Origin of the sequence: Roseovarius azorensis (assembly GCF_900109455.1) — a bacterium.
Taxonomy (GTDB): Bacteria; Pseudomonadota; Alphaproteobacteria; order Rhodobacterales; family Rhodobacteraceae; genus Roseovarius; species Roseovarius azorensis.
On sequence record NZ_FOAG01000010.1, the window covers coordinates 94,061 to 114,774 of the forward strand.

At 63.5% G+C, this 20,714-nt stretch carries 21 protein-coding genes; 4 read left to right on the top strand and 17 right to left on the bottom strand.

Features of this window, described 5'->3' with window-relative positions; translation table 11 throughout:
• Positions 1–9 precede the first annotated feature (9 nt).
• On the bottom strand, positions 10–828 hold the full coding sequence (locus BSG08_RS14670; protein WP_093038471.1) for an alpha/beta fold hydrolase: 819 nt from the start codon (positions 826–828) through the stop codon (positions 10–12).
• A gap of 3 nt (positions 829–831) precedes the next feature.
• On the bottom strand, positions 832–1,431 hold the full coding sequence (locus BSG08_RS14675; RefSeq protein ID WP_093038473.1) for a 2-hydroxychromene-2-carboxylate isomerase: 600 nt from the start codon (positions 1,429–1,431) through the stop codon (positions 832–834).
• Positions 1,432–1,534: 103 nt separating this feature from the next.
• Here BSG08_RS14675 and BSG08_RS14680 point away from each other — a divergent pair, with 103 nt between their 5' ends.
• Complete coding sequence (locus tag BSG08_RS14680; RefSeq protein ID WP_093038474.1) at positions 1,535–2,551, top strand: ribose-phosphate pyrophosphokinase; 1,017 nt, start codon at positions 1,535–1,537, stop codon at positions 2,549–2,551.
• Between the two features lie 37 nt (positions 2,552–2,588).
• Here BSG08_RS14680 and BSG08_RS14685 read toward each other — a convergent pair whose 3' ends face one another.
• From BSG08_RS14685 to BSG08_RS14715, 7 genes are all read right to left on the bottom strand, one after another.
• Complete coding sequence (locus BSG08_RS14685; RefSeq protein ID WP_093038476.1) at positions 2,589–2,942, bottom strand: H-type lectin domain-containing protein; 354 nt, start codon at positions 2,940–2,942, stop codon at positions 2,589–2,591.
• 108 nt (positions 2,943–3,050) lie between these two features.
• Positions 3,051–3,476, bottom strand: a complete 426-nt coding sequence (locus BSG08_RS14690) for a F0F1 ATP synthase subunit epsilon (RefSeq protein ID WP_093038478.1) — start codon at positions 3,474–3,476, stop codon at positions 3,051–3,053.
• Between the two features lie 47 nt (positions 3,477–3,523).
• A complete protein-coding gene (gene atpD, locus BSG08_RS14695) occupies positions 3,524–4,948 on the bottom strand; it encodes a F0F1 ATP synthase subunit beta (protein WP_093038480.1) in 1,425 nt (474 codons plus the stop codon).
• Positions 4,949–4,966: 18 nt separating this feature from the next.
• Complete coding sequence (locus BSG08_RS14700) at positions 4,967–5,845, bottom strand: F0F1 ATP synthase subunit gamma (protein WP_093038481.1); 879 nt, start codon at positions 5,843–5,845, stop codon at positions 4,967–4,969.
• Between the two features lie 12 nt (positions 5,846–5,857).
• A complete protein-coding gene (atpA, locus tag BSG08_RS14705; protein ID WP_093038483.1) occupies positions 5,858–7,396 on the bottom strand; it encodes a F0F1 ATP synthase subunit alpha in 1,539 nt (512 codons plus the stop codon).
• Positions 7,397–7,957: a F0F1 ATP synthase subunit delta gene (locus tag BSG08_RS14710; protein ID WP_093038538.1), complete on the bottom strand. Its 561-nt coding sequence runs from the start codon at positions 7,955–7,957 to the stop codon at positions 7,397–7,399.
• A 455-nt stretch (positions 7,958–8,412) separates the two neighbouring features.
• On the bottom strand, positions 8,413–9,153 hold the full coding sequence (locus tag BSG08_RS14715; RefSeq protein WP_093038485.1) for a methyltransferase domain-containing protein: 741 nt from the start codon (positions 9,151–9,153) through the stop codon (positions 8,413–8,415).
• 63 nt (positions 9,154–9,216) lie between these two features.
• On the opposite strand from BSG08_RS14715, the gene gloB reads away from it, so the two are divergent.
• Both gloB and clpA read left to right on the top strand, forming a co-directional pair.
• Positions 9,217–9,984 (top strand): hydroxyacylglutathione hydrolase, encoded by a 768-nt coding sequence (gene gloB / locus BSG08_RS14720; RefSeq protein ID WP_093038487.1) that lies wholly within the window; start codon positions 9,217–9,219, stop codon positions 9,982–9,984.
• Between the two features lie 157 nt (positions 9,985–10,141).
• Positions 10,142–12,478 (top strand): ATP-dependent Clp protease ATP-binding subunit ClpA, encoded by a 2,337-nt coding sequence (gene clpA, locus BSG08_RS14725; RefSeq protein ID WP_093038488.1) that lies wholly within the window; start codon positions 10,142–10,144, stop codon positions 12,476–12,478.
• 65 nt (positions 12,479–12,543) lie between these two features.
• Here the strand turns inward: clpA and BSG08_RS14730 are convergent, their stop codons facing one another.
• The 3 genes from BSG08_RS14730 to BSG08_RS14740 all read right to left on the bottom strand — a co-directional run bounded on the left by BSG08_RS14730 (position 12,544) and on the right by BSG08_RS14740 (position 16,120).
• Positions 12,544–14,292, bottom strand: a complete 1,749-nt coding sequence (locus BSG08_RS14730) for a peptidoglycan -binding protein (protein WP_093038490.1) — start codon at positions 14,290–14,292, stop codon at positions 12,544–12,546.
• Positions 14,293–14,295: 3 nt separating this feature from the next.
• The gene (locus BSG08_RS14735; protein WP_093038492.1) at positions 14,296–15,522 is read right to left on the bottom strand and encodes a biopolymer transporter ExbB; all 1,227 of its coding nucleotides are present in this window, start codon (positions 15,520–15,522) and stop codon (positions 14,296–14,298) included.
• Positions 15,523–15,589: 67 nt separating this feature from the next.
• The gene (locus BSG08_RS14740) at positions 15,590–16,120 is read right to left on the bottom strand and encodes a gamma-glutamylcyclotransferase (RefSeq protein WP_175544799.1); all 531 of its coding nucleotides are present in this window, start codon (positions 16,118–16,120) and stop codon (positions 15,590–15,592) included.
• A gap of 68 nt (positions 16,121–16,188) precedes the next feature.
• On the opposite strand from BSG08_RS14740, the gene BSG08_RS14745 reads away from it, so the two are divergent.
• Positions 16,189–17,190, top strand: coding sequence for a DUF2125 domain-containing protein (locus tag BSG08_RS14745; RefSeq protein WP_245770717.1), 1,002 nt, complete (start codon positions 16,189–16,191; stop codon positions 17,188–17,190).
• Between the two features lie 37 nt (positions 17,191–17,227).
• On the opposite strand, the gene BSG08_RS14750 is transcribed toward BSG08_RS14745, so the two are convergent.
• From BSG08_RS14750 to BSG08_RS14770, 5 genes are all read right to left on the bottom strand, one after another.
• A complete protein-coding gene (locus BSG08_RS14750; protein WP_093038497.1) occupies positions 17,228–17,629 on the bottom strand; it encodes a DUF4864 domain-containing protein in 402 nt (133 codons plus the stop codon).
• A 55-nt stretch (positions 17,630–17,684) separates the two neighbouring features.
• On the bottom strand, positions 17,685–18,089 hold the full coding sequence (locus BSG08_RS14755) for a c-type cytochrome (RefSeq protein WP_093038540.1): 405 nt from the start codon (positions 18,087–18,089) through the stop codon (positions 17,685–17,687).
• Between the two features lie 74 nt (positions 18,090–18,163).
• Positions 18,164–18,847, bottom strand: coding sequence for an ABC transporter ATP-binding protein (locus BSG08_RS14760; protein WP_093038499.1), 684 nt, complete (start codon positions 18,845–18,847; stop codon positions 18,164–18,166).
• Positions 18,840–20,129 (bottom strand): lipoprotein-releasing ABC transporter permease subunit, encoded by a 1,290-nt coding sequence (locus BSG08_RS14765; protein ID WP_093038501.1) that lies wholly within the window; start codon positions 20,127–20,129, stop codon positions 18,840–18,842. Before BSG08_RS14765 ends, BSG08_RS14760 begins: the two co-directional genes overlap by 8 nt.
• Before the next feature lie 141 nt (positions 20,130–20,270).
• Positions 20,271–20,714 carry an AAC(3)-I family aminoglycoside N-acetyltransferase gene (locus BSG08_RS14770; protein ID WP_342742611.1) on the bottom strand — a complete coding sequence of 148 codons (444 nt, stop codon included), beginning with the start codon at positions 20,712–20,714 and terminating at the stop codon, positions 20,271–20,273.

The window sequence follows — 20,714 nt, forward strand, 5'->3', positions numbered from 1 at the left end:
GGTGGGGTTTCACCCCACCTTCACACCCGCTTCGAGAAACCGCCGAACCTCTGCCGTCACCTGTGCCGGATGGGTGATTGGCCCCATATGCCCCGCGCCAGCGATCACGGCACGCCGGGCGTGGGGCATCCGCGCGGCCAGCCCCGCGTTGATCGCCGCGATTATCGGGGGCGAGGCGCTCCCCTCCATCAACAGCACCGGCGCGCCGATCCTCTCCAGCGCGCCGCTGGACAGCATCCCGCCAGCATCGTCATGCAGCGCCGGGGCCGCCGCCTCGATCATCGGCATCTGTGACGCAAGCTGTGCGCGCACTGCGGCGGGTAAATCCACCCAGCGCCGCCCATCGCCCCAGATACGGGTGAACTCCGCTGCGGCGCGTGCATGATCCCCGGCGGCGATCCCCGCATCATACTCCGCCATGGTCGCAGCATAAGCGGTCCGCATCTGTGGCTGATCCGCAAAGGCCACCGCAAAGAACACAGGCTCATAGAGGATCAGCGTGCGCACCAGATCGGGGTGCTCCACCGCCAGCCGCAGCGCGACCGTCGCGCCAAAGGAATGCCCGATGACATCCGCAGGCCGATCGGGAAAATCCGCCGCAATCGCGGTGCTCACGGCCTGAATCTCGCCGCGCCCGTCCCAGGCCGCACTCTGCCCGTGCCCCGGCAGATCGAACGCGGTGATTGTCAGAACCTCTGCGAGATCGCGCGCCACGGCGCCCCAGCTACCCGAGTGCGCCAGCGAACAATGGATTGCCAGACCGGCGCGCGGTCCCTTCCCGAACTCTCGCCACCAGGTCGGAAAACCCGCCCGCTCAGCCCGCGGCATCGCTCACAGCTTGCCCGCCAGATGCAGATCCAGATCCTCCAGCCGGTCCTGTCCCCAGAACGATTGCCCGCTGTCCACGACATAGAACGGCGAGCCGAAGGCACCCGCGTTCACCGCATCCTCCAGATTGGCAGCATAGGTCTCGGCCCCGCTCAGCAACCCGCGATTCGCCAGATCCGGATCGAACCCGGCCGCTGTCAGACAATCACGCACCACCTCATCCTCTGCTATGTTGCGCTCTTCGGCCCAGCAGGCGCGCAGCACCGAATGCACAAGCGATCCCATATCCCCGCCGCCCGCCTCTTGCGCGGCAATGATCGCATAAGAGGACGGCGCCGGATTGGTCGGCCAGAATGCGGGCTTGAGATTAAGCGGCATACCCCGCTTTTTCGCCTGCCGCGGCAGATCCTGCGCGCGGTAGGCATTGCGCGACGGATGCCGTTCCGCGGGTGGCGTGCCGCCGGTGCGCGCGAACAGCGCCATGATATCCAGCGGCTTGTAGGTCACGCTGGCCCCGTGACGCGCGGCGATCTCTTCCAGCCCGCGTCCCGCCAGATAGGCAAAAGGGGACAATGTCGAGAAATAATAGTCGATATGGGCCATTTCGGCTCGCTCCCTGCTGGCATCGCTTTGCCTGACCCTAGGCACATGCTAAGCGGTGTCAACATCACGAATCTGTCACATCGCACAGCCGGGGACCACCATAATGCCAACCACGTCGCAGCCGAAACTGATCTCGGGAAACGCCAACATGCCACTCGCCACCGCCATCGCGCGGCGCATGTCGATGCATCGCGGCGTCAACGTGGGGCTGGTTGATGCCCGGATCGAACGGTTCAACGATCAGGAAATCTTTGTCGAGGTCTACGAGAACGTGCGCGGCGAGGACATGTTCATCATCCAGCCCACCTCGAATCCGGCCAATGACAACCTGATGGAACTGCTGATCATGGCCGACGCGCTGCGCCGGTCCTCCGCGGCGCGCATCACCGCCGTGATCCCCTATTTCGGCTATGCCCGTCAGGATCGCCGCTCCAAGGCGCGCACACCGATTTCGGCCAAGCTGGTGGCCAACATGATCGTCGAGGCGGGCGTCGAACGGGTGCTGACCATGGATCTGCACGCCGCACAGATTCAGGGCTTCTTCGACATTCCGGTCGACAACCTATACGCCTCGCCGATCTTTGCGCTGGATATCCTGACCCAGTTCAAGGGCCGTGTGGAGGATGTGATGATCGTCTCACCTGACGTGGGTGGCGTGGCCCGCGCCCGCGAACTGGCCAAGCGGATCAATGCGCCGCTCGCCATCGTCGACAAGCGCCGCGAAAAGGCTGGTGAAGTGGCCGAGATGACCGTGATCGGCGAGGTGACCGGCAAGATCTGCATCATCGTCGACGACATGTGCGACACCGCGGGCACCATGTGCAAGGCCGCCGAGGTGCTGATCGAGAACGGCGCGCAGGAGGTGCACGCCTATACCACCCACGGCGTCATGTCCGGTCCGGCGGTCGAACGGATCACCAACTCGGTGCTGAAGTCGATGGTCATCACCGACACGATCCAACCCACCGAGGCCGTGCGCGCCACCCCCAACATGCGCATCATCCCAACGGCCCCCGTGTTCGCGCAGGCGATCCTCAACATCTGGAACGGCACATCGGTTTCCTCGCTCTTCGAGACCCCCACCCTCGAGCCGGTCTATGAGGGTCAGTTCGGCGGCTGAGCCCCGTGGGGTGGGGTTTCACCCCGCCAAACCTGCCTCAACACAAATCCCGCCAGTCATCCTCGTGGAACGCGGCACCGATTGCCATCCAGCGCACGCGCACCCGCGCCACCCGGGTATCGCCCCAAGTGCAAAACACCGCTTCAAACCCTTGTGATGTGATCTTTTCCGCCGTCACATCGGCGCGCGTGTTGCGGGCGCTGTCGATATCCCACAGCGACAGGGCGATATGAATCACCGGCGCGGATTTGAACGGCTTGCTGAACGCGATCTTCTTGCGGCGTTCGCGATCCCCCTTGCCCGTCCACATGTCGCCACCATCGGCATAATCCGTGAACAGCACGTCATCGCCCTGATCAATTCCAATGGCCTGTTGGATGAATACCTGCATGCCCGCGCCTTCCGGTCCCGGCCCTTCTCTAGTCATCATTCTGGGCATAATTGGGAACGAAAAAGGGGCCGTAAAACGACCCCTTCCAGCATTACATTCGGGCAGATATCACTGCGCCGACAAACCGATATGATCACCCACCGCCACCATGTCGGCCAGTAGCTTTGCCGCCTCGTCCACCGCGCCGGGCTCGGAGGCATGGGCCTCCTGCGCGTGGTTCAGCCTGGCAGTGGCCTCGGCCACCATCGACTTGAACTGTTCCTGCGTCATGTTCTCGCGCGCCACGGCACGCTCGGCCAGCACCGACACGCTGTCGCCGCTGATCTCGGCGAAGCCGCCGGTCACGACATATTCGCGCTCACCCTCGGGGCCCGATACCTTCACGACGCCAGGGCGCAGCGTGGTGATCAGCGGCGCGTGGTCGGCCATGGCCGTCAGATCGCCTTCGGCTCCGGGGATCTGCACCTCTCGCGCCGCCACCGACGTCAGCAGACGTTCGGGACTCACAAGATCGAATTGCACTGTCTCAGCCATTCCGGCCTCCTCTTGTGACGAATGGTGGGGAAATCCCCACCTTTCCCTTACGCTGCGTCGGCTGCCATGCGTTCGGCCTTGGCAATCACATCGTCGATGCCGCCGACCATGTAGAACGCGCCCTCCGGCAGGTGATCGTATTCACCGGCAACCACGGCCTTGAACGACCTGATCGTCTCTTCCAGAGGCACCTGCACACCGTCCGAGCCGGTGAACACCTTGGCCACGTCAAAGGGCTGCGACAGGAAGCGCTGGATCTTCCGGGCGCGCGCCACGGTCAGCTTGTCCTCCTCAGACAATTCGTCCATGCCGAGAATGGCGATGATGTCCTGCAGGCTCTTGTAGCGCTGCAACACGCCCTGCACGTCCCGCGCCACCTTGTAATGCTCTTCGCCGACGATGCCCGGATCCATCAGGCGCGAGTTGGAATCGAGCGGGTCCACGGCCGGATAGATGCCCAGTTCCGAAATCGCCCGGCTCAGCACGGTGGTTGCGTCGAGGTGTGCGAATGTCGTGGCAGGCGCCGGGTCGGTCAGGTCGTCCGCCGGCACATAAACCGCCTGAATTGACGTGATCGAACCCGCCTTGGTCGAGGTGATGCGCTCCTGCATCGCGCCCATGTCGGTGGCCAGCGTCGGCTGATAGCCCACAGCCGAGGGAATACGCCCCAGCAGCGCCGATACCTCGGACCCCGCCTGCGTGAATCGGAAGATGTTGTCGACAAAGAACAGCACGTCAGACCCGGACTGATCGCGGAATTGCTCGGCCAGCGTCAGACCCGACAGCGCCACGCGCATCCGTGCCCCCGGCGGCTCGTTCATCTGGCCATAGACCAGCGCCACCTTCGAGTCGGTCAGATTGTCCGGCACGATCACACCCGACTCGATCATCTCGTGATAGAGGTCGTTGCCCTCGCGGGTCCGTTCTCCCACCCCGGCGAACACCGAAAACCCAGAGTGCACCTTGGCAATGTTGTTGATCAGTTCCATGATCAGAACCGTCTTGCCCACACCGGCACCGCCAAACAGGCCGATCTTGCCGCCTTTCGCGTAAGGCGCCAGCAGGTCCACCACCTTGATCCCTGTGACCAGGATTTCCGACTCGGTCGCCTGTTCCGAGAATTCCGGCGCCGGCTGGTGAATGGTGCGGTGTTCCTTCGCCTTGATCGGGCCTTTCTCGTCCACCGGCTCGCCGACGACGTTCAGGATGCGGCCCAGCGTGGCATCGCCCACCGGCACCGAAATCGGTTCGCCCCGGTCGCTGACCTCCTGTCCGCGCACCAGACCTTCGGTGGCGTCCATCGCAATCGCCCGCACGGTGTTCTCACCCAGATGCTGCGCCACTTCGAGAATCAGCGTCTTGCCGTTGTTATCGGTTTCCAGCGCGTTCAGGATCGCTGGCAGGTGATCGTCAAAGTGCACGTCCACCACGGCGCCGATGACCTGGGTCACTTTGCCTTTTGCTTTTGCCATGTTTCGTCTCCGGTTATCTTAAAGCGCTTCCGCGCCCGAAATGATTTCAATCAGCTCGTTGGTGATCACGGCCTGCCGCGAACGGTTGTACTCGATGGTCAGCTTGTCGATCATCTCGCCCGCGTTGCGGGTGGCGTTGTCCATCGCCGACATCCGCGCCCCCTGTTCGCCTGCCCCGTTCTCAAGCAGCGCGCTGAAGATCGCGGTGGCCACACCGCGCGGCAGCAGATCGGTTAGGATCGCCTGCTCGTCAGGCTCGTAATCGTAAAAGCTGCCCTGATCGGCCTCGACCGCCGCGCCGCCGACATCCGCGGGGATGATCTGCTGCATCGTCGGAATCTGGCTGACCACATTCTCAAACCGCGCAAAGAACAGCGAGGCCACATCGAACTCGCCCGCATCAAAACGGTTCAGCACATTGACGGCAATCGCCTGCGCCTCGGCATAGCCGACGCGCTTGACCTCGGACATGTCGACGTGATCGACAAAATACCTGCCATATTCCCGCTTCATCGCATCGCGGCCCTTCTTGCCGACGGTGATGATCTTGACGGTCTTGCCCTCTGCCAGCAATTCCGCGGCGCGGGATTTCGCCAGCTTGGCGATATTCGCGTTGAACCCGCCACACAGTCCGCGCTCGGAGGTCATCACGACCAGCAGATGAACCTTGTCCTCGCCGGTCCCTGTCAGCAGGCGCGGCGCATTCTCTGCGTCGCCCACCGAGGCCGCCAGTTTCTCCATCACGGCATTGAACCGCTCGGCATAGGGGCGCGCCATCTCGGCAGCTTCCTGCGCGCGGCGCAATTTCGCCGCGGCAACCATCTGCATGGCCTTGGTGATCTTCCGCGTGTTCTTGACGCTTCCGATCCGGTTTTTCAGATCCTTGAGAGAAGGCATGCGCTATCCCCCTTACGCGAAATCAGCGGCGAATTCGTCCAGCGCAGCCTTGATCCGGTCCTCGGATTCACCCTTGATCTTGGGGTCGTCCTTGGTGATGTGCTCCAGCAGACCGGCGTGTTTGCCGCGCAGATGCTTGAGCAGCCCCTGTTCGAAACGCCCCACCTGATCGACCGGGATCTTGTCCAGATAGCCCTTGGTGCCGGCATAGATGACACAGACGATCTCGGCATTGGTCAGCGGCGAATACTGCGCCTGCTTCATCAGTTCCGTCAGACGCGCGCCGCGATTGAGCAGCTGTTGCGTCGCCGCATCCAGATCCGAGCCGAACTGCGCGAACGCCGCCATCTCGCGATACTGCGCCAGTTCCAGCTTCACCGGACCGGCAACCGACTTCATCGCATTGGTCTGGGCCGAAGAGCCCACGCGCGACACCGACAGACCGGTGTTCACAGCCGGGCGGATCCCCTGATAGAACAGTTCCGTCTCAAGGAAAATCTGCCCGTCAGTGATCGAAATCACGTTGGTCGGAATGAACGCCGACACGTCACCGCCCTGCGTCTCGATGATCGGCAGCGCCGTGAGCGAACCCGCACCGTTGTCTTCGTTCAGCTTGGCCGAGCGCTCCAGCAGACGCGAGTGGAGGTAGAACACGTCGCCCGGATAGGCTTCGCGCCCGGGCGGACGGCGCAGCAGCAGCGACATTTGGCGATAGGCCACGGCCTGTTTCGAGAGGTCATCGTAAACGATCAGCGCATGACGGCCGTTGTCGCGGAAATGCTCGGCCATCGCTGTTGCGGAATAGGGTGCCAGAAACTGCATCGGTGCGGGGTCCGACGCGGTGGCGGCTACCACGATGGAATATTCGATCGCGCCGCTCTCTTCGAGCTTTTTCACCAGTTGCGCCACGGTCGAGCGCTTTTGCCCGACGGCAACATAGATGCAGTAGAGCTTCTTGCTCTCATCGTCGCCGGCGGCGTCATTGTAATTCTTCTGGTTCAGGATCGTATCCAGCGCCACGGCAGTCTTGCCGGTCTGACGGTCGCCGATGATCAGCTCGCGCTGACCGCGCCCGATCGGGATCATCGCGTCAACCGATTTCAGGCCGGTCGCCATCGGCTCATGCACCGATTTGCGCGGGATGATGCCGGGCGCCTTGACGTCGGCCAGGCCGCGTTTCTTGGTCTTGATCGGCCCCTTGCCGTCCAATGGGTTCCCCAGGCCGTCCACGACCCGACCCAGAAGTTCGTCACCGATTGGCACGTCCACGATCGACTTGGTGCGCTTGACGGTGTCGCCTTCCTTGATGTCCTGGTCAGAGCCAAAGATCACGACGCCGACGTTGTCGCTCTCGAGGTTGAGCGCCATGCCCATGATCTTGCCCGGAAACTCGACCAGTTCGCCAGCCTGGACATTGTCCAGCCCATGCACCCGTGCGATCCCATCCCCGACCGAGAGAACCCGGCCGATCTCTGCGACTTCGGCGTCCTGGCCGAAATTCTTGATCTGGTCCTTCAGGATCGCAGAAATCTCTGCTGCTTGGATACCCATTTATCCGACCTCTTTCATTACATTCTGGAGGGAATCGAGCTTGGAGCGGATCGAGGTGTCGATCATCTTCGAGCCCATCTTGACGACAAGACCGCCGATGAGGCTTTCATCAACGGTCGCATTGATCTTTACATCCTTGCCGACGCGCGCCTTGAGCGTCTTGGCCAATTTTTCCGCCTGCGCCTTGGTCAACGCCTTGGCACTCACCACTTCTGCGCTCACCTCGCCCTTGTCCTCGGCGATCATCGCGTCGAGTTGCGCGACAAGCTGCGGCAGGACGAACAGACGCCGCTTTTGCGCCATCAGCGCGAGGCCGTTCTGCAACTCGGGAACGAGGTTCATCTTCTTGGCAATCGCGCCCATCGCGGTGCCCTGCTCGTCCCGGCTCAGCACCGGCGAGGCAATCATCGCGCGCAGATCGCCGCTCTCGGTCAACGCCTGCGCCAGATCATTGAGATTGCCTTCCAGTTTGGCCAGAGACTTGCTCTCTTTCGCAAGCTCGAACATCGCTGTGGCATAGCGCGCGGCAATGCCTGAGGAAATCGAAGCTGGTTCGGACACGTCCACCCTTCCGATAATCTGGCCCCGGTTGGTCTGGGGCGACGCAGGGGTCACCTCCGGGGGCGTTGGCCTTTGGTGTCCTTCGCGAAACACCCAAATTCGGCTGCGGTGTAGCAGAGCCTTCCCGAGCGGGCAAGCCGCTTGAAAACCAAAGTATACCATTGAATACCGATTTATTTCAAAGACTTGCGCAAACTGCGACCTATTGCATGCTTTTTCCTCTGCAAAAAAGATCGCTTTTTCTCATGATTTGGCGATTCCATCTGCGCAGGCTCTGCCGAAACCCGCCACAATCGTTACCGCTACCACCCTGTCTGACGCACCAGGACGCCCGTGCGGACCAGCATTCTACCTGCAAACCGCGTAGGCCGCGGTTCACCCCGGCCCGCGAACCAGCCCACGCATGCCCACTCCGGGCGCGCCGTTAGCCCCGAAACGGAAAAACCGGTCGCGCTTCAGACCGGCTTGGCCTCGGGCCGCGGAGCCAACGCCTCCAGCGGCTTGCGCACCTTGTCGCGCAAGGCCGGTCCGCTCGGGGCCTGCACCCGCTTGGTGGCCTCGACCATCAGCACGCCGCCCGCCGCCACCACCGACAGCCTGGCACCCAACCGTTCCCACATTCCGGCCGTCTTGCGCCAGAACCGCCGGTCCGAAGGCGGCTGGTAGAGCGCCGTGGCGTGCCGCTCCGGCAGGAAGTTGTGCAGCTTCAGCTGGCTCTCCAGCTGCGTCTGGCTATAGGGCCGCCCGAAACCGAACGGCGTGCGGTCGGAACGCGACCAGAGCCCGGCCCGGTTCGGCACGATAAAGAGCGCCGATCCCCCCGGCCCCAGAACCCGCCAGCATTCCTCCAGCAGGGCACCGGGTTGCTCCGAGGTTTCCAGCCCATGCACCACCAACAACTTGTCCACATGTCCGGTCTCGATCGGCCACATCGTCTCTTCACACAGCACCGAGATGTTCGGCATGGCCTGCGGCCAGCCAATGACACCCTGCGGGGCGGGCATGAGCCCGATCACCCGGCGGGCATCGGCAAGATAGGGCCGCAGAAACGGCAGGGCAAAGCCAAAGCCCACCACGGTCTGCCCCTGCGCCTCGGGCCAGAATGTCGTCACCTGCTCGCGCACAGCACTCTGCACCGCCCGCCCCAGAGGGTTGCGGTAATAGAAATTTCGCAAGTCCTGCACGTCCAGATGCATTGCGGCACGGCCCAAGATCAGTCACTCTGGAGGTTAACACTAACCGGAAATCGGGAAAATACCATGGCTTTGCAAATCCTTACCATTCCCTGTCTCTCCGACAACTACGCCTATCTGGCGCATGATCCTGACACCGGAGCGACCGCGGCGATTGATGTGCCGGAGGCCGCACCTATCCTGCAAGCGCTTGAAAACAATGGCTGGACGCTCAGCCATGTGCTGCTCACCCATCATCACTGGGACCATATCGACGGCCTCGACGACCTGCTGAAATCCGCCCCGGCGCGGGTCATCGGTGCCGCTGCCGACGCTCACCGCTTGCCGCCTCTCGATCAGGCGGTGCAGGAGGGTGATACCATTCGCATCGGCACGCAGACCGGTCATGTCATGGATGTGTCGGGCCATACGATCGGCCATGTCGCCTTTCATTTCCCCGGAAGCCGTGCTGTCTTTACCGCCGACAGCCTGATGGCGCTCGGCTGTGGCCGGGTGTTCGAGGGCACCATGGCGCAGATGCACGCAAGCCTCCGTAAACTCGCCGCCCTGCCGCCGGAAACGGTGGTCTGCTCAGGCCATGAATACACGCAGGCGAACGCGAAATTCGCGCTGACCATTGACCCCGAGAACCCCGCGCTTAGATCCAGAGCGAAAGAAATCGACGCCGCCCGTGCTACAGGGCGACCCACAGTTCCCTCGCTGCTTGCAGAAGAACTCGCGACTAACCCGTTTCTGCGCGCCGGTGATCCGGCAATCCAGAGCCGGTTGGGACTTTCGGGCACGGACCAGACAAAGGTTTTTGCCGAAATCCGGAGCCGCAAGGACCGGTTTTGACGCGCATGTGACCAAAAGCAGCATCAGTATAACGAAAAGTGAGGCAGTTTGACGAAATAATCCTTGAAGCCGCGCCACTATCGACCAAACTTTAACACTATGAGGCCAAGGTTTGCGGGCATGCTGCCCCGACCAAGATCAGAAGGAGCACCACGCCGTGCCTTCATTCTCGAACACGCTCGAACAGGCAATCCATGCGGCATTGGCCCTGGCCAACGCACGCCAGCACGAATTCGCCACGCTGGAACACCTCCTGCTCGCCCTCGTGGACGAGCCTGACGCTGCCCGCGTCATGAAGGCATGCAGCGTCAACACCGAGGAACTGCGCACCACTCTGGTCGAATTCATCGACGACGACCTCGCCAATCTGGTGACCGATATCGACGGATCAGAGGCGGTGCCGACCGCCGCCTTTCAGCGCGTCATCCAGCGTGCCGCGATCCATGTGCAATCCTCGGGCCGGACCGAGGTGACCGGGGCCAATGTGCTGGTCGCCATCTTTGCAGAACGCGAGTCGAATGCCGCCTATTTCCTGCAGGAACAGGACATGACGCGCTATGACGCGGTGAATTTCATCGCCCACGGCGTCGCCAAGGATCCCGCCTACGGGGAATCCCGCCCGGTGATCGGCGCTTCCGATCTCGAGGACGAGGCGGCGGGCAAACAGACCGAAACCGATGCTGTCGAGGCGGGCGACTCTGCGCTGTCGAAATACTGCGTCGATCTCAACGAAAAGGCGCGCAGGGGCGATATCGACCCGCTGATCGGTCGTGATTCCGAGGTCGAGCGTTGCATTCAGGTGCTCTGCCGCCGACGCAAGAACAACCCGCTTCTGGTGGGCGATCCCGGCGTCGGCAAGACCGCCATCGCAGAGGGGCTGGCGCTCAAGATCGTCAAGGGCGAAACGCCCAAGGTGCTGTCCCGCACCACGATCTTTTCGCTGGACATGGGCGCGCTGCTGGCCGGCACGCGCTATCGCGGCGATTTCGAGGAACGGCTCAAGGCGGTGGTCAACGATCTGGAAAAACATCCCGACGCCGTGCTTTTCATCGACGAAATTCACACCGTGATCGGGGCGGGCGCAACCAGCGGCGGGGCGATGGACGCCTCTAACCTGCTCAAACCCGCACTTCAGGGCGGCAAGCTGCGCTGCATGGGTTCGACCACCTACAAGGAATTCCGCCAGCACTTCGAGAAGGACCGCGCTCTGTCGCGCCGGTTCCAGAAGATCGACGTGAACGAGCCGACGGTCGAGGATACGGTGAAAATACTCAAGGGTCTCAAACCCTATTTCGAGGATCATCACCACGTCAAATACACCAACGACGCCATCCGCTCTGCGGTCGATCTCGCGGCGCGCTACATCAACGACCGCAAACTGCCCGACAAGGCGATTGACGTCATTGACGAGGCGGGCGCGGCGCAGCATCTGGTGGCCGCGTCCAAGCGGCGCAAGTCGATCGGCGTCAAGGAGATCGAGGATGTCGTGGCCAAGATCGCCCGCATCCCGCCCAAGAATGTCTCCAAGAACGACGCCGAGGTGCTCAAGGATCTCGAAGCCGCCCTGAAGCGCACCGTTTTCGGTCAGGACGCGGCAATCGAGGCGCTGGCCAGTTCGATCAAACTCGCCCGCGCGGGCCTGCGCGAGCCGGAAAAACCGATCGGCAACTATCTCTTCGCCGGACCCACCGGCGTGGGCAAGACCGAGGTGGCCAAACAGCTGTCGGACACGCTGGGCGTGGAACTGCTGCGGTTCGACATGTCCGAATACATGGAGAAACACGCCGTCTCGCGCCTGATCGGCGCGCCTCCGGGATATGTCGGCTTCGATCAGGGCGGTTTGCTGACCGATGGTGTCGATCAGCACCCGCACTGCGTGCTGCTGCTCGACGAGATCGAAAAGGCGCATCCCGATGTGTTCAACATCCTGCTTCAGGTGATGGACCACGGCACGCTGACCGATCACAACGGTCGCAAGGTGGATTTCCGCAACGTGGTTCTCATCATGACCTCCAACGCGGGCGCATCGGAGCTGGCGAAATCCGCCATCGGCTTTGGCCGTGACCGCCGCGAGGGCGAGGACACCGCCGCCATCGAGCGTACCTTCACCCCCGAGTTCCGCAACCGGCTGGATGCGGTCATCTCCTTTGCGCCGCTGCCGAAATCCGTAATCCTCAAGGTGGTCGAGAAATTCGTCCTCCAGCTCGAGGCGCAACTGCTGGACCGCGACGTGACCATCGAACTGACAGAACCTGCCGCCGAATGGCTAGCCGACAAGGGCTATGACGACAAGATGGGTGCGCGCCCCCTGGCACGGGTCATTCAGGAACACATCAAGAAGCCGCTGGCCGAGGAACTGCTCTTTGGCAAGCTGGCCAAGGGCGGCGTGGTCAGGGTAAGCGTCAGGGAGGGCAAGATCGCGCTCGATGTCGAAGGCCCTGTCAACCGCCGTCTGACAGGCAAGAAAAAGCCGCCGCTCCTCACGGCCGAATGAAACGTTTGCGGCGGCCCTTACCCTTGTGGCCGCCGCAACAACTTAACCGGCCAGACCAGACCCGGTTATTTCCCTGTCAGCTTCAACTCGATGCGCCGGTTCTGCGCCCGCGCCTGCGGCGTATCCGCGGGATTCACCGGCTGAAACTCGCCAAACCCGTTGGCCGACAGCCGATCGGGCGGGAAGCTCAGAACATCGGTCATATACCGCACGACCGACAGCGCCCGCGCCTGACTCAACTCCCAGTTATCCGCGAATTGTGCGCCCCCGACGATGGGCACCGTATCCGTGTGCCCGTCCACCTGAAGCACCCAGTCGATACCTTCTGGAATGGCATCGGTCACATTGCGCAGGATCGCCGCTACATTGGCGATCTCCTGCTCGCCCGCCGCCGACAGCCGCGCCTCACCCGGCGCGAACAGCACCTCGGAGGAGAACACGAACCTGTCGCCCACAATTCGCACACCTTCCTGCTGGCCCAGAAGGTCACGCAGGCGGCCAAAGAATTCAGAGCGGTATTTCTCCAGATCCTCCTTTTCCGCCGCAAGCCGTTCGGCCTCCGCCTCCAGAAGCCGCCGACGCTCTTCTTCCGCCGTGCGCCGACGCCGCTCTTCTGCCGCCACCCGCGCAAGCGCGGTGTTGAGCTCATTCCCAAGCGACTGTAGCTGAACCTCCGCCGCCTCTTCCCGCTCTCTCGCGTCATCCAGCAGCGCCTGCAAGCCCGACAACTGCTGACGCAGCGCGGCGACCTGCTGATTGAGCAAGGCCGTCTCCTTTTGCGCGGCGCTCGCGGCCTCGCGCTCCTCTGCCAGTCGGGCGCGCGCCTCGGACAAGAGCGCCGCCCGCTCTTCGGCGGCACTCATTTCTTCGGCGGCGGTTGCCTCTGCCGCGCGCTGTGCCGCCAGCGCCGCCACCAGTTGTTCGCGCACCTCCTCGGCATCGAGTGCGGCGCTTTCCGCAGCCTCCTTCTCAGCGCGAGCCTGCGCCAATGCCGACTGCAACTGCGAAATCTCGGTCTCCTGCGCGACCTCTGCCCGCTCCGCATCCAGCAGCGCCTGTGCCAGTTGGTTGTTGAGATCCTCGCGCGCGGTTTCCGCCGCCGCCAACAAGATCAGCGTCTCTTCGGCACGCCTGCGCTGTTCCTCCAGCGCCAGCGTCATCGCGGTCAGTTCGGCCTGCGCCCCCTCCAGCCGCCTGCGCAGCGCCTCCGCCGCCGCCGCCTCGGCGAGCCGCGCCTGTTCCTCTTCGCTCAGTTTTTGCTCGAGCGCCGCCTGCGCTGCAAAAGCCTCCGCCCGATCGCGGCGCAAATCCTCGGCCAGCGCCTCCAGCGCCTCACGGCGCGCAGCGGCCAGCCGGGCGGCCTCGGCCTGTGCGTCCACTTCCTCGCGCAGGCCCGCCAACGCCAGCTGCAACTGCTCCTGTTCGCTCAGCAAGGCCTCGCGCTCGTCTTCCAGATCGGCAATCCGGCCCTGCGACTGCGCGCGCTCCGACAAGAGTCCCGCCACCTGTTCCTCGAAACTCGCGATGCGGCCTCGCGCCTCGTCCAGCGTGGCGGTGAGCGCACCCACCCGATCCTGCAAGGTGGCGCTCCTGTCCTGTTCCAGCCCAAGCGCCCGCGACAGCGCCGCCACCTCGGCAGACAGTGTATCCAGTCTGCTCGCCTGACCGGTGATTTCCTCGCGCAGCACGAATTGCACGATCATGAAAATCGTCAGAACGAACATCAGCACCAGCAACAGTCCGGTCATCGCATCGACAAAGCCGGGCCAGATCGAGGCCTGAAACCGCGCGCCGGTGCGCCGCGACAGCGCCATGGCTCAGCCCTCCCCGCCGGAATCCGCCTCGGACCGCAGCGGCATCTGACGGATCGACCGCGCGGTAGAGCCGCGCGCCTGACCCAGCACCCGCGTCAAGGCCGCCAGATCGGTGCGCAATTCGCTCATCGCCTCCTGCCGGCCGGCGCTGATTTCTTCCAGAATGCGCAGCATCTGCACGTCAATCGACCGCAGCCGCATCCGGCTTTCGGCATCAAGCCCCTCGTTGGCAACAACCTCACGCGACTCGAGCGCCTGAACCAGCCGTTCCTGCCCCTCGGCCAGCCGCATCAGCGCGACCTGAACCGGGTTGGTATCGCTCATCCGGTGCGTCAGCCGCTCGATGGAATCGGCCAGAACTCCCAGCTTTTCATCGACCATGGCACGGCTGACATCCGACTGGGTCAGCACCGACTGAAGCGCATCCATATGCTCGCCCATCTGATCGAGCACATGCGCCACCGCGTCATGCTCGCCGCCGCCGTCGCCATCGCCACCGGCAAACCCCACCCGCGTGATGGTTGACATCCACTCTTCCAACTCGCGGTAGAACCGGTTTTGCCCGTGCCCGGCAAACAACTCCAGCAAGCCAACCACCAGCGATCCCGCCAGACCCAGCAGCGAAGAGGCAAAGGCAACACCCATACCACCCAGTTGCGCCTCAAGCCCGGTCATCAGCCGGTTGAAGATATCGACGCCCTCCTCGCCCTCCTGCGGGGCAAGGCTGCGGATCGTATCCACCACCGCGGGCACGGTCGTGGCTAATCCGTAGAACGTGCCCAGCAGCCCGAGAAAGATCAGCAGGCTGACGATATAGCGCGTGATCTCGCGTGCTTCGTCGATTCGCTGTGCTACCGAATCAAGGATCGAGCGCGCCGCCGTCGAGGCAATCTGCATCCGTCTGCCGCGCGAGCGCAGCATTGTGGCCAGCGGTGCCAGCGATCGCGGCGGGCTGGTCATTTCATGACCTGGAATCTGCGCGGCGAAACCCTCGATCCAACGCGCCGCCCCGATCAGTTGGAACACCTGCCAGAAACAGACAACCACCCCGATGAAGAACACAAAGATGATGAAACCGTTGAGCCACGGGTTCGCCTCGAACACCGGCAACACGCGCGGCAACGCGACAAACGCCCCGAACAAGGCCAGCCCCAGAACAATCAGCATCAGCACGATCTGCCGATAGGGGTATGAAAACTGCGGCTCGACCTCGCGGTCCGGCTGGTCCATCTGGACGCTCCCGACACTTGCATTTCTTGGCCCAACACTACGCGGTCAATTCCGCCAAGCCAAGGATTTATCCGCAGATCTGACGCACCCGCCGCACCAGCCAGTCCAATTCGCGATCCGTGATCCCGAGTTGCCCGAGATGGTCGGTGGTGTTGTAGAGATATTCGCTGTTCGGTCCCCGCCCACCTACGGCGCGCGCGATGATCCGGGCCTGTTCCTCCAGATCGAGTCCGCCGCAATATTGCACATGATCTGGATCGACGACATAGGTCACCGCCTCGACGCGGCGGCCATCGGCCAGGTCAATCTCCAGCATGCGCTCCAGATAGGCCGAGGAAATCAGCTCGCGCTCGCGCAGATAGGCCAGCACCGCATCCGCCTGATCGGGGGCGACGCCAAGACCCACACCGTGACAGACCACGCCCGGCGCGGCATCTAGCGCCAGCACGAGACCCGGATTTTCATCCGTGCCGCGATGGTGGATACTGCGCATGCAGAAACTGCGATGATATCCGGGCAACCGCGCGATTACCCGCTCCGCCACCTCGAACCCGGGGTTCCAGACCAGCGACCCATAGCCGAACACCCACATCGTCATTATCCCTGTTACTCGCCTGCCAGCCTCTATAAACACCATCGGCAAGAGGCATGAAAGAGGCACCCTCCATGAGATTTCTGCTTGCCGCCATCGTTGTCGCGGCTCTGGGCTGGTTCGGCTACTGGTTCATCGGCCAACATAGCCTGCAAACCGCGTTTTCATCATGGCTGGATGCCCGCCGCATCGAGGGCTGGGTTGCCGAAACCTCTGATCTGCGCATTCAGGGCTTTCCCAACCGCTTTGATATCGGGTTTTCCGATCTGATGCTGGCCGATCCGGAAACAGGTCTCGCCTGGCAGGCGCCGTTCTTTCAGATCCTGATGCTCAGCTACCGCCCCAATCACGCCATCGCCGTCTGGCCCGAGGAGCAACTCATCGCAACGCCAGTGGAAAAATACCGCGTCCAGAGCAACGACATGCGCGCCAGCCTCGTGATCGCTCCCGACACAAGGCTGGCCCCGGAACGCGGCACGCTGACGGCCGAGTTCCTGCGCATCACGCCTGCGGGACGCCCTGATGACACCACCGCCCTCAGCGCGCTCACCTTGGCCGCCGAACGGCAGGAGGGGACCCGCTATCGCCTCGGCCTGTCCGCCGAGGGGCTGACCCTGTCCCCGCAATGGCGCGCGCGGCTCGATCCGCAGGACCGCCTGCCGGGACAGATATCCGGCCTGCATGCCGATCTCGATGTCACCTTCGACAAGCCGTGGGACCGCACCGCCATCGAACAGTCGCGTCCGCAACCCACCGCGATCCGGCTGTCTCTGGCCGATGCGAAATGGGGCCAGCTTCACCTGCAGGCAGCAGGCGCGGTCACCGTGACGGACGAGGGTTTTCCCGAGGGGGAAATCACCCTCAAGGCGCGCAACTGGCGCGACATGCTGGAGCTTGCAACCGCCTCCGGCGCGCTGCCGCAATCTCTGGCGCAGACGCTGGAAAGCGGCCTGTCGCTCATCGCGCAGATGAATGGCAATCCGCAGACGCTGGATGTCCCGCTGACCTTCCGCAACGGGCGCACACTGCTGGGGCCGATCCCGCTTGGCCCCGCGCCGGTGCTGCGGTTGCGGTAGGGCGCGGCGCGCGGCGATCTGAACTTCCGCTTCTGACTCAAACAGAGCTTTCGGGTGCCTTGCGCACCCGTACACCGTTGATTTTCCAGCCCTCTGCGCCCTCGATCATCTCGTACTCGACGATATGGGCCACCCCGCCCGCATCACGCACCAGTACGTTCTGCCAGAGCCTGCCACCGATTTCCTCGATCTCCAGAAAATTCACATCCGAGGGTCGCCAGACCATCGGATAGCCCTCGCGTACCATCGTGCCGAATATCTCGGGGGTGCCGAATTTCTGCTGGATGAACGGGCTGGCATAGCCGTAGGCGCGTGTCACGTCCCCGGCCAGAAACGCCTCGATCTGTGCAGAGATAACCGACCGCACCGCAGACTCGTCTGCGCGCACCACCCCCGTCAGGCCAATTGAAATCATCACGGCAAACAGCAAAGATCGCATGGCACACCTCCATGTCTTGAGGAACTAGCGCCGCCCGCCGGTCATTCAAGTCCGCTCACGGCTGTTGCAGAGATTGCAGATAGGCAACCAGATCGACCACCGGCTGACTGGTCATGATCGGCTGGCCTGCATCGGTTTTCAGCGCCACATCCCGGCCCTCGAAAAATCCGCCATAGATCGGCATCGGACTGCCGTGCGACACCAGCGGGTCGCGCCCGTCGATCCGGCGCACCACCCGCGCGATAGGAAAGACGTCACCGTTTCCGGCCCTGAGCGCGGTCAGATCAACCGGGTGCAGCGTCAGAACCGCGCGCATCGGCCCATATCCCGTCGCCTCCTGCCCGTGGCACGCGGCGCAATAACGCTCGTAGGTTTCCTCGCCCGCGCGGACGTCCTGCGCCTCTGCCGCACCTGCAACGGCCATCCACGCCGCCATGCCAATCGCCATGATCCGTCTCATCGGGGCCTCCTCCTCGGGCAGAATCTCCGCCCGATCACTCCACCCGATCCGCAGGCCATGCGCCTTGATCAAGATCAACCCGCCACCACGCGCCCCTGATCAAGCCGCAGAATCCGGTCCATCCGGGCCGCAAGCTCCAGATTATGCGTCGCGATCAGCGCCGACAGGCCGCTGTCCCGCACCAGCAGTTCCAGCGCCGCAAAGACCTGATCCGAAGTGCCGGGATCAAGGTTGCCGGTCGGCTCGTCCGCCAGCAGGATCCGCGGGCTGTTCGCAAGCGCCCGGCAGAACGCCACCCGCTGCTGCTCGCCACCCGACAGGGCCGAGGGGCGATGCCCCGCCCGCGCACCCACACCCACCTGTTCCAGCAACTCACGGGCCCGCGCCTCTGCCGTCCGTCGCGCCACCCCGTCGGCCAGTTGTGGCAGCACCACGTTTTCCAGCGCCGTGAACTCGGGCAAAAGGTGGTGGAACTGATAGACAAATCCCACCTCCTGCCGCCGCAGGGTCGTGCGCCGCCGGTCGCTCAGGCCGGTCATGTCCTCACCGCCGATCTCGACCCGGCCCGCATCGGCAGTGTCCAGCAGCCCCGCGATATGCAGCAGCGTCGATTTGCCCGCCCCGGATGGCGCGACCAGCGCCACCATCTCGCCGCGCGCCAGCACCAGGTCGGCACCCATCAGCACCCGCACCTCGCCGGTCTGCCCGCGGTTATAGACTTTTTCGACACCGGAAAGGCGCAGCATCGCATCACTCATAGCGCAGCGCCTCGACCGGGTTCATCCGCGCCGCCCGCCGCGCCGGAAAAATCGTCACCACGAACGACAGCCCCAGCGACAAGGCGACCGCCGACATCACATCGCCCACCTGCAACTTTGCTGGCAGATGGTAGATCCCGCGGATCGACGGATCCCAGACCTGCCCGCCCATCACCACGTTCACGAAACTGAAGATCGGGTCGATATAGATGGCAAAAAGGCACCCCAGCACAACACCCATCGCCGTCCCGATCAGCCCGGTGAACGCACCGCAGATGAAAAACACCCGCAGGACCGACCCCTCGGTCAGCCCCATGGTGCGCAGGATGCCGATATCGCGCCCCTTGTTCTTGACCAGCATGATCAGCCCGCTCGTGATGTTCATCGCGGCGATCAGCACGAGAATCGACAGGATCACGAACATCACGTTGTCCTCGACCTCGAGCGCGCGCAGGAACGATCCGCTCGAATCCTGCCAGCTCCAGAGCTGTGCGCGTTCTCCGGCGGCCCTGAGCAGCGGCAGCGTCAGCGCCGCGACGTTCTCGGGCTCTTCAACAATCACCTCCAGTTCATCGGCGCGGCCATCGCGGTTGAAAAACGTCTGCGCCTCGGCGAACGGCAGATAGACCCGCACCCGATCGATGTCATAACGCCCGGCAGAAAAGATATAGACCACCTCATAGGCATTGACCCGCGGGCTTGTGCCAAGCGGCGTCTTGACACCGTTGGGCGAGATGAGCCTGATCCGCTCACCCACCGTCACGCCCAGTTCCTGCGCCACGCCCGAGCCGATCGCGATACCCTCCTCGAACCGCGCGATATCGCCCAGGCTCGTCTCGGGATCGGCTACGCGCGGGATGCGTTCCAGATCGTCGGGCGCTATACCAAAGACCTGCACGCCTGCATTGCGGTCGCGCGCATTGGCCATGACCTGCCCCTTGATCAGTGGCGCCACCCGCACGACGCCGGGCACGCCGCGCACGCGCTCGGCCATGGCCGCGAAATCCTCTATCGTGCGGTCGATCTGCCCGGTCTGTCCATCGACCGAGCCGATATTGTAGATCGTCACATGCGCATTAGCGCCCAGGATCGTATCGACGAATTCCGCACGAAACCCCGAGCGCACCGCCAGCGTAGCAATCAGGGCGAACACCGCAAGCGTGATCCCGATGAGGCTGATCCAGGTCATCACGCTCACCCCTCCCTCGGCGCGCTTGGCGCGCAGATAGCGCCAGGCGATCATCCACTCAAAGGCGGCAAAGGGGGCAGGCGATCTGGCCATTCCGGCTCCTTGGTCAAACTCGCGCGGACAGTGCGTTTTTCCCCCGGTGGCGTCAAGGCAGGGTGGCGCGTTTCGGCCCGATGCGGCTGTGCGGGCTGTCTTGCCGGGCCGGACGGGGCATGCTCCGCCCCTCGCCCCGTCTCAGCCTTCGGGCGAGATGTCGAAATGCAGCACGTCCTCACGGTGCCCCAACCCCTGATAGAGAGCGATTGCCGGATCGTCGCCATGGTCGGCCTGAACAAAAATCACCCAGGCGCCACGCGCCCTTGCCAGCGCCTGCAAGCGGCGGATCAGGGCTGTCGCAACCCCGCGCCGCCGCCACCCGGCATCCACGGCCAGATCGTAGATGTAGATTTCGCGCCGCGCCTGCTCGAACTTGTCGAGCACATAGGCCGCAAGCCCACCGATTACCGCGCCATCCGCCTCGGCCACAAGCGCGATGAAATGCTCCGCCGCCAACAAGCGGCGCGCGTAATCGGCATCGGGCTGCGCCGCCGCATAGGTCTCCGGCATCTCGAAGACCCGCGAAAACAGCGCCAGCATCGCCCGGAACCGTTCCAGATCCTCCGGTCCCAGCTCGTGCAG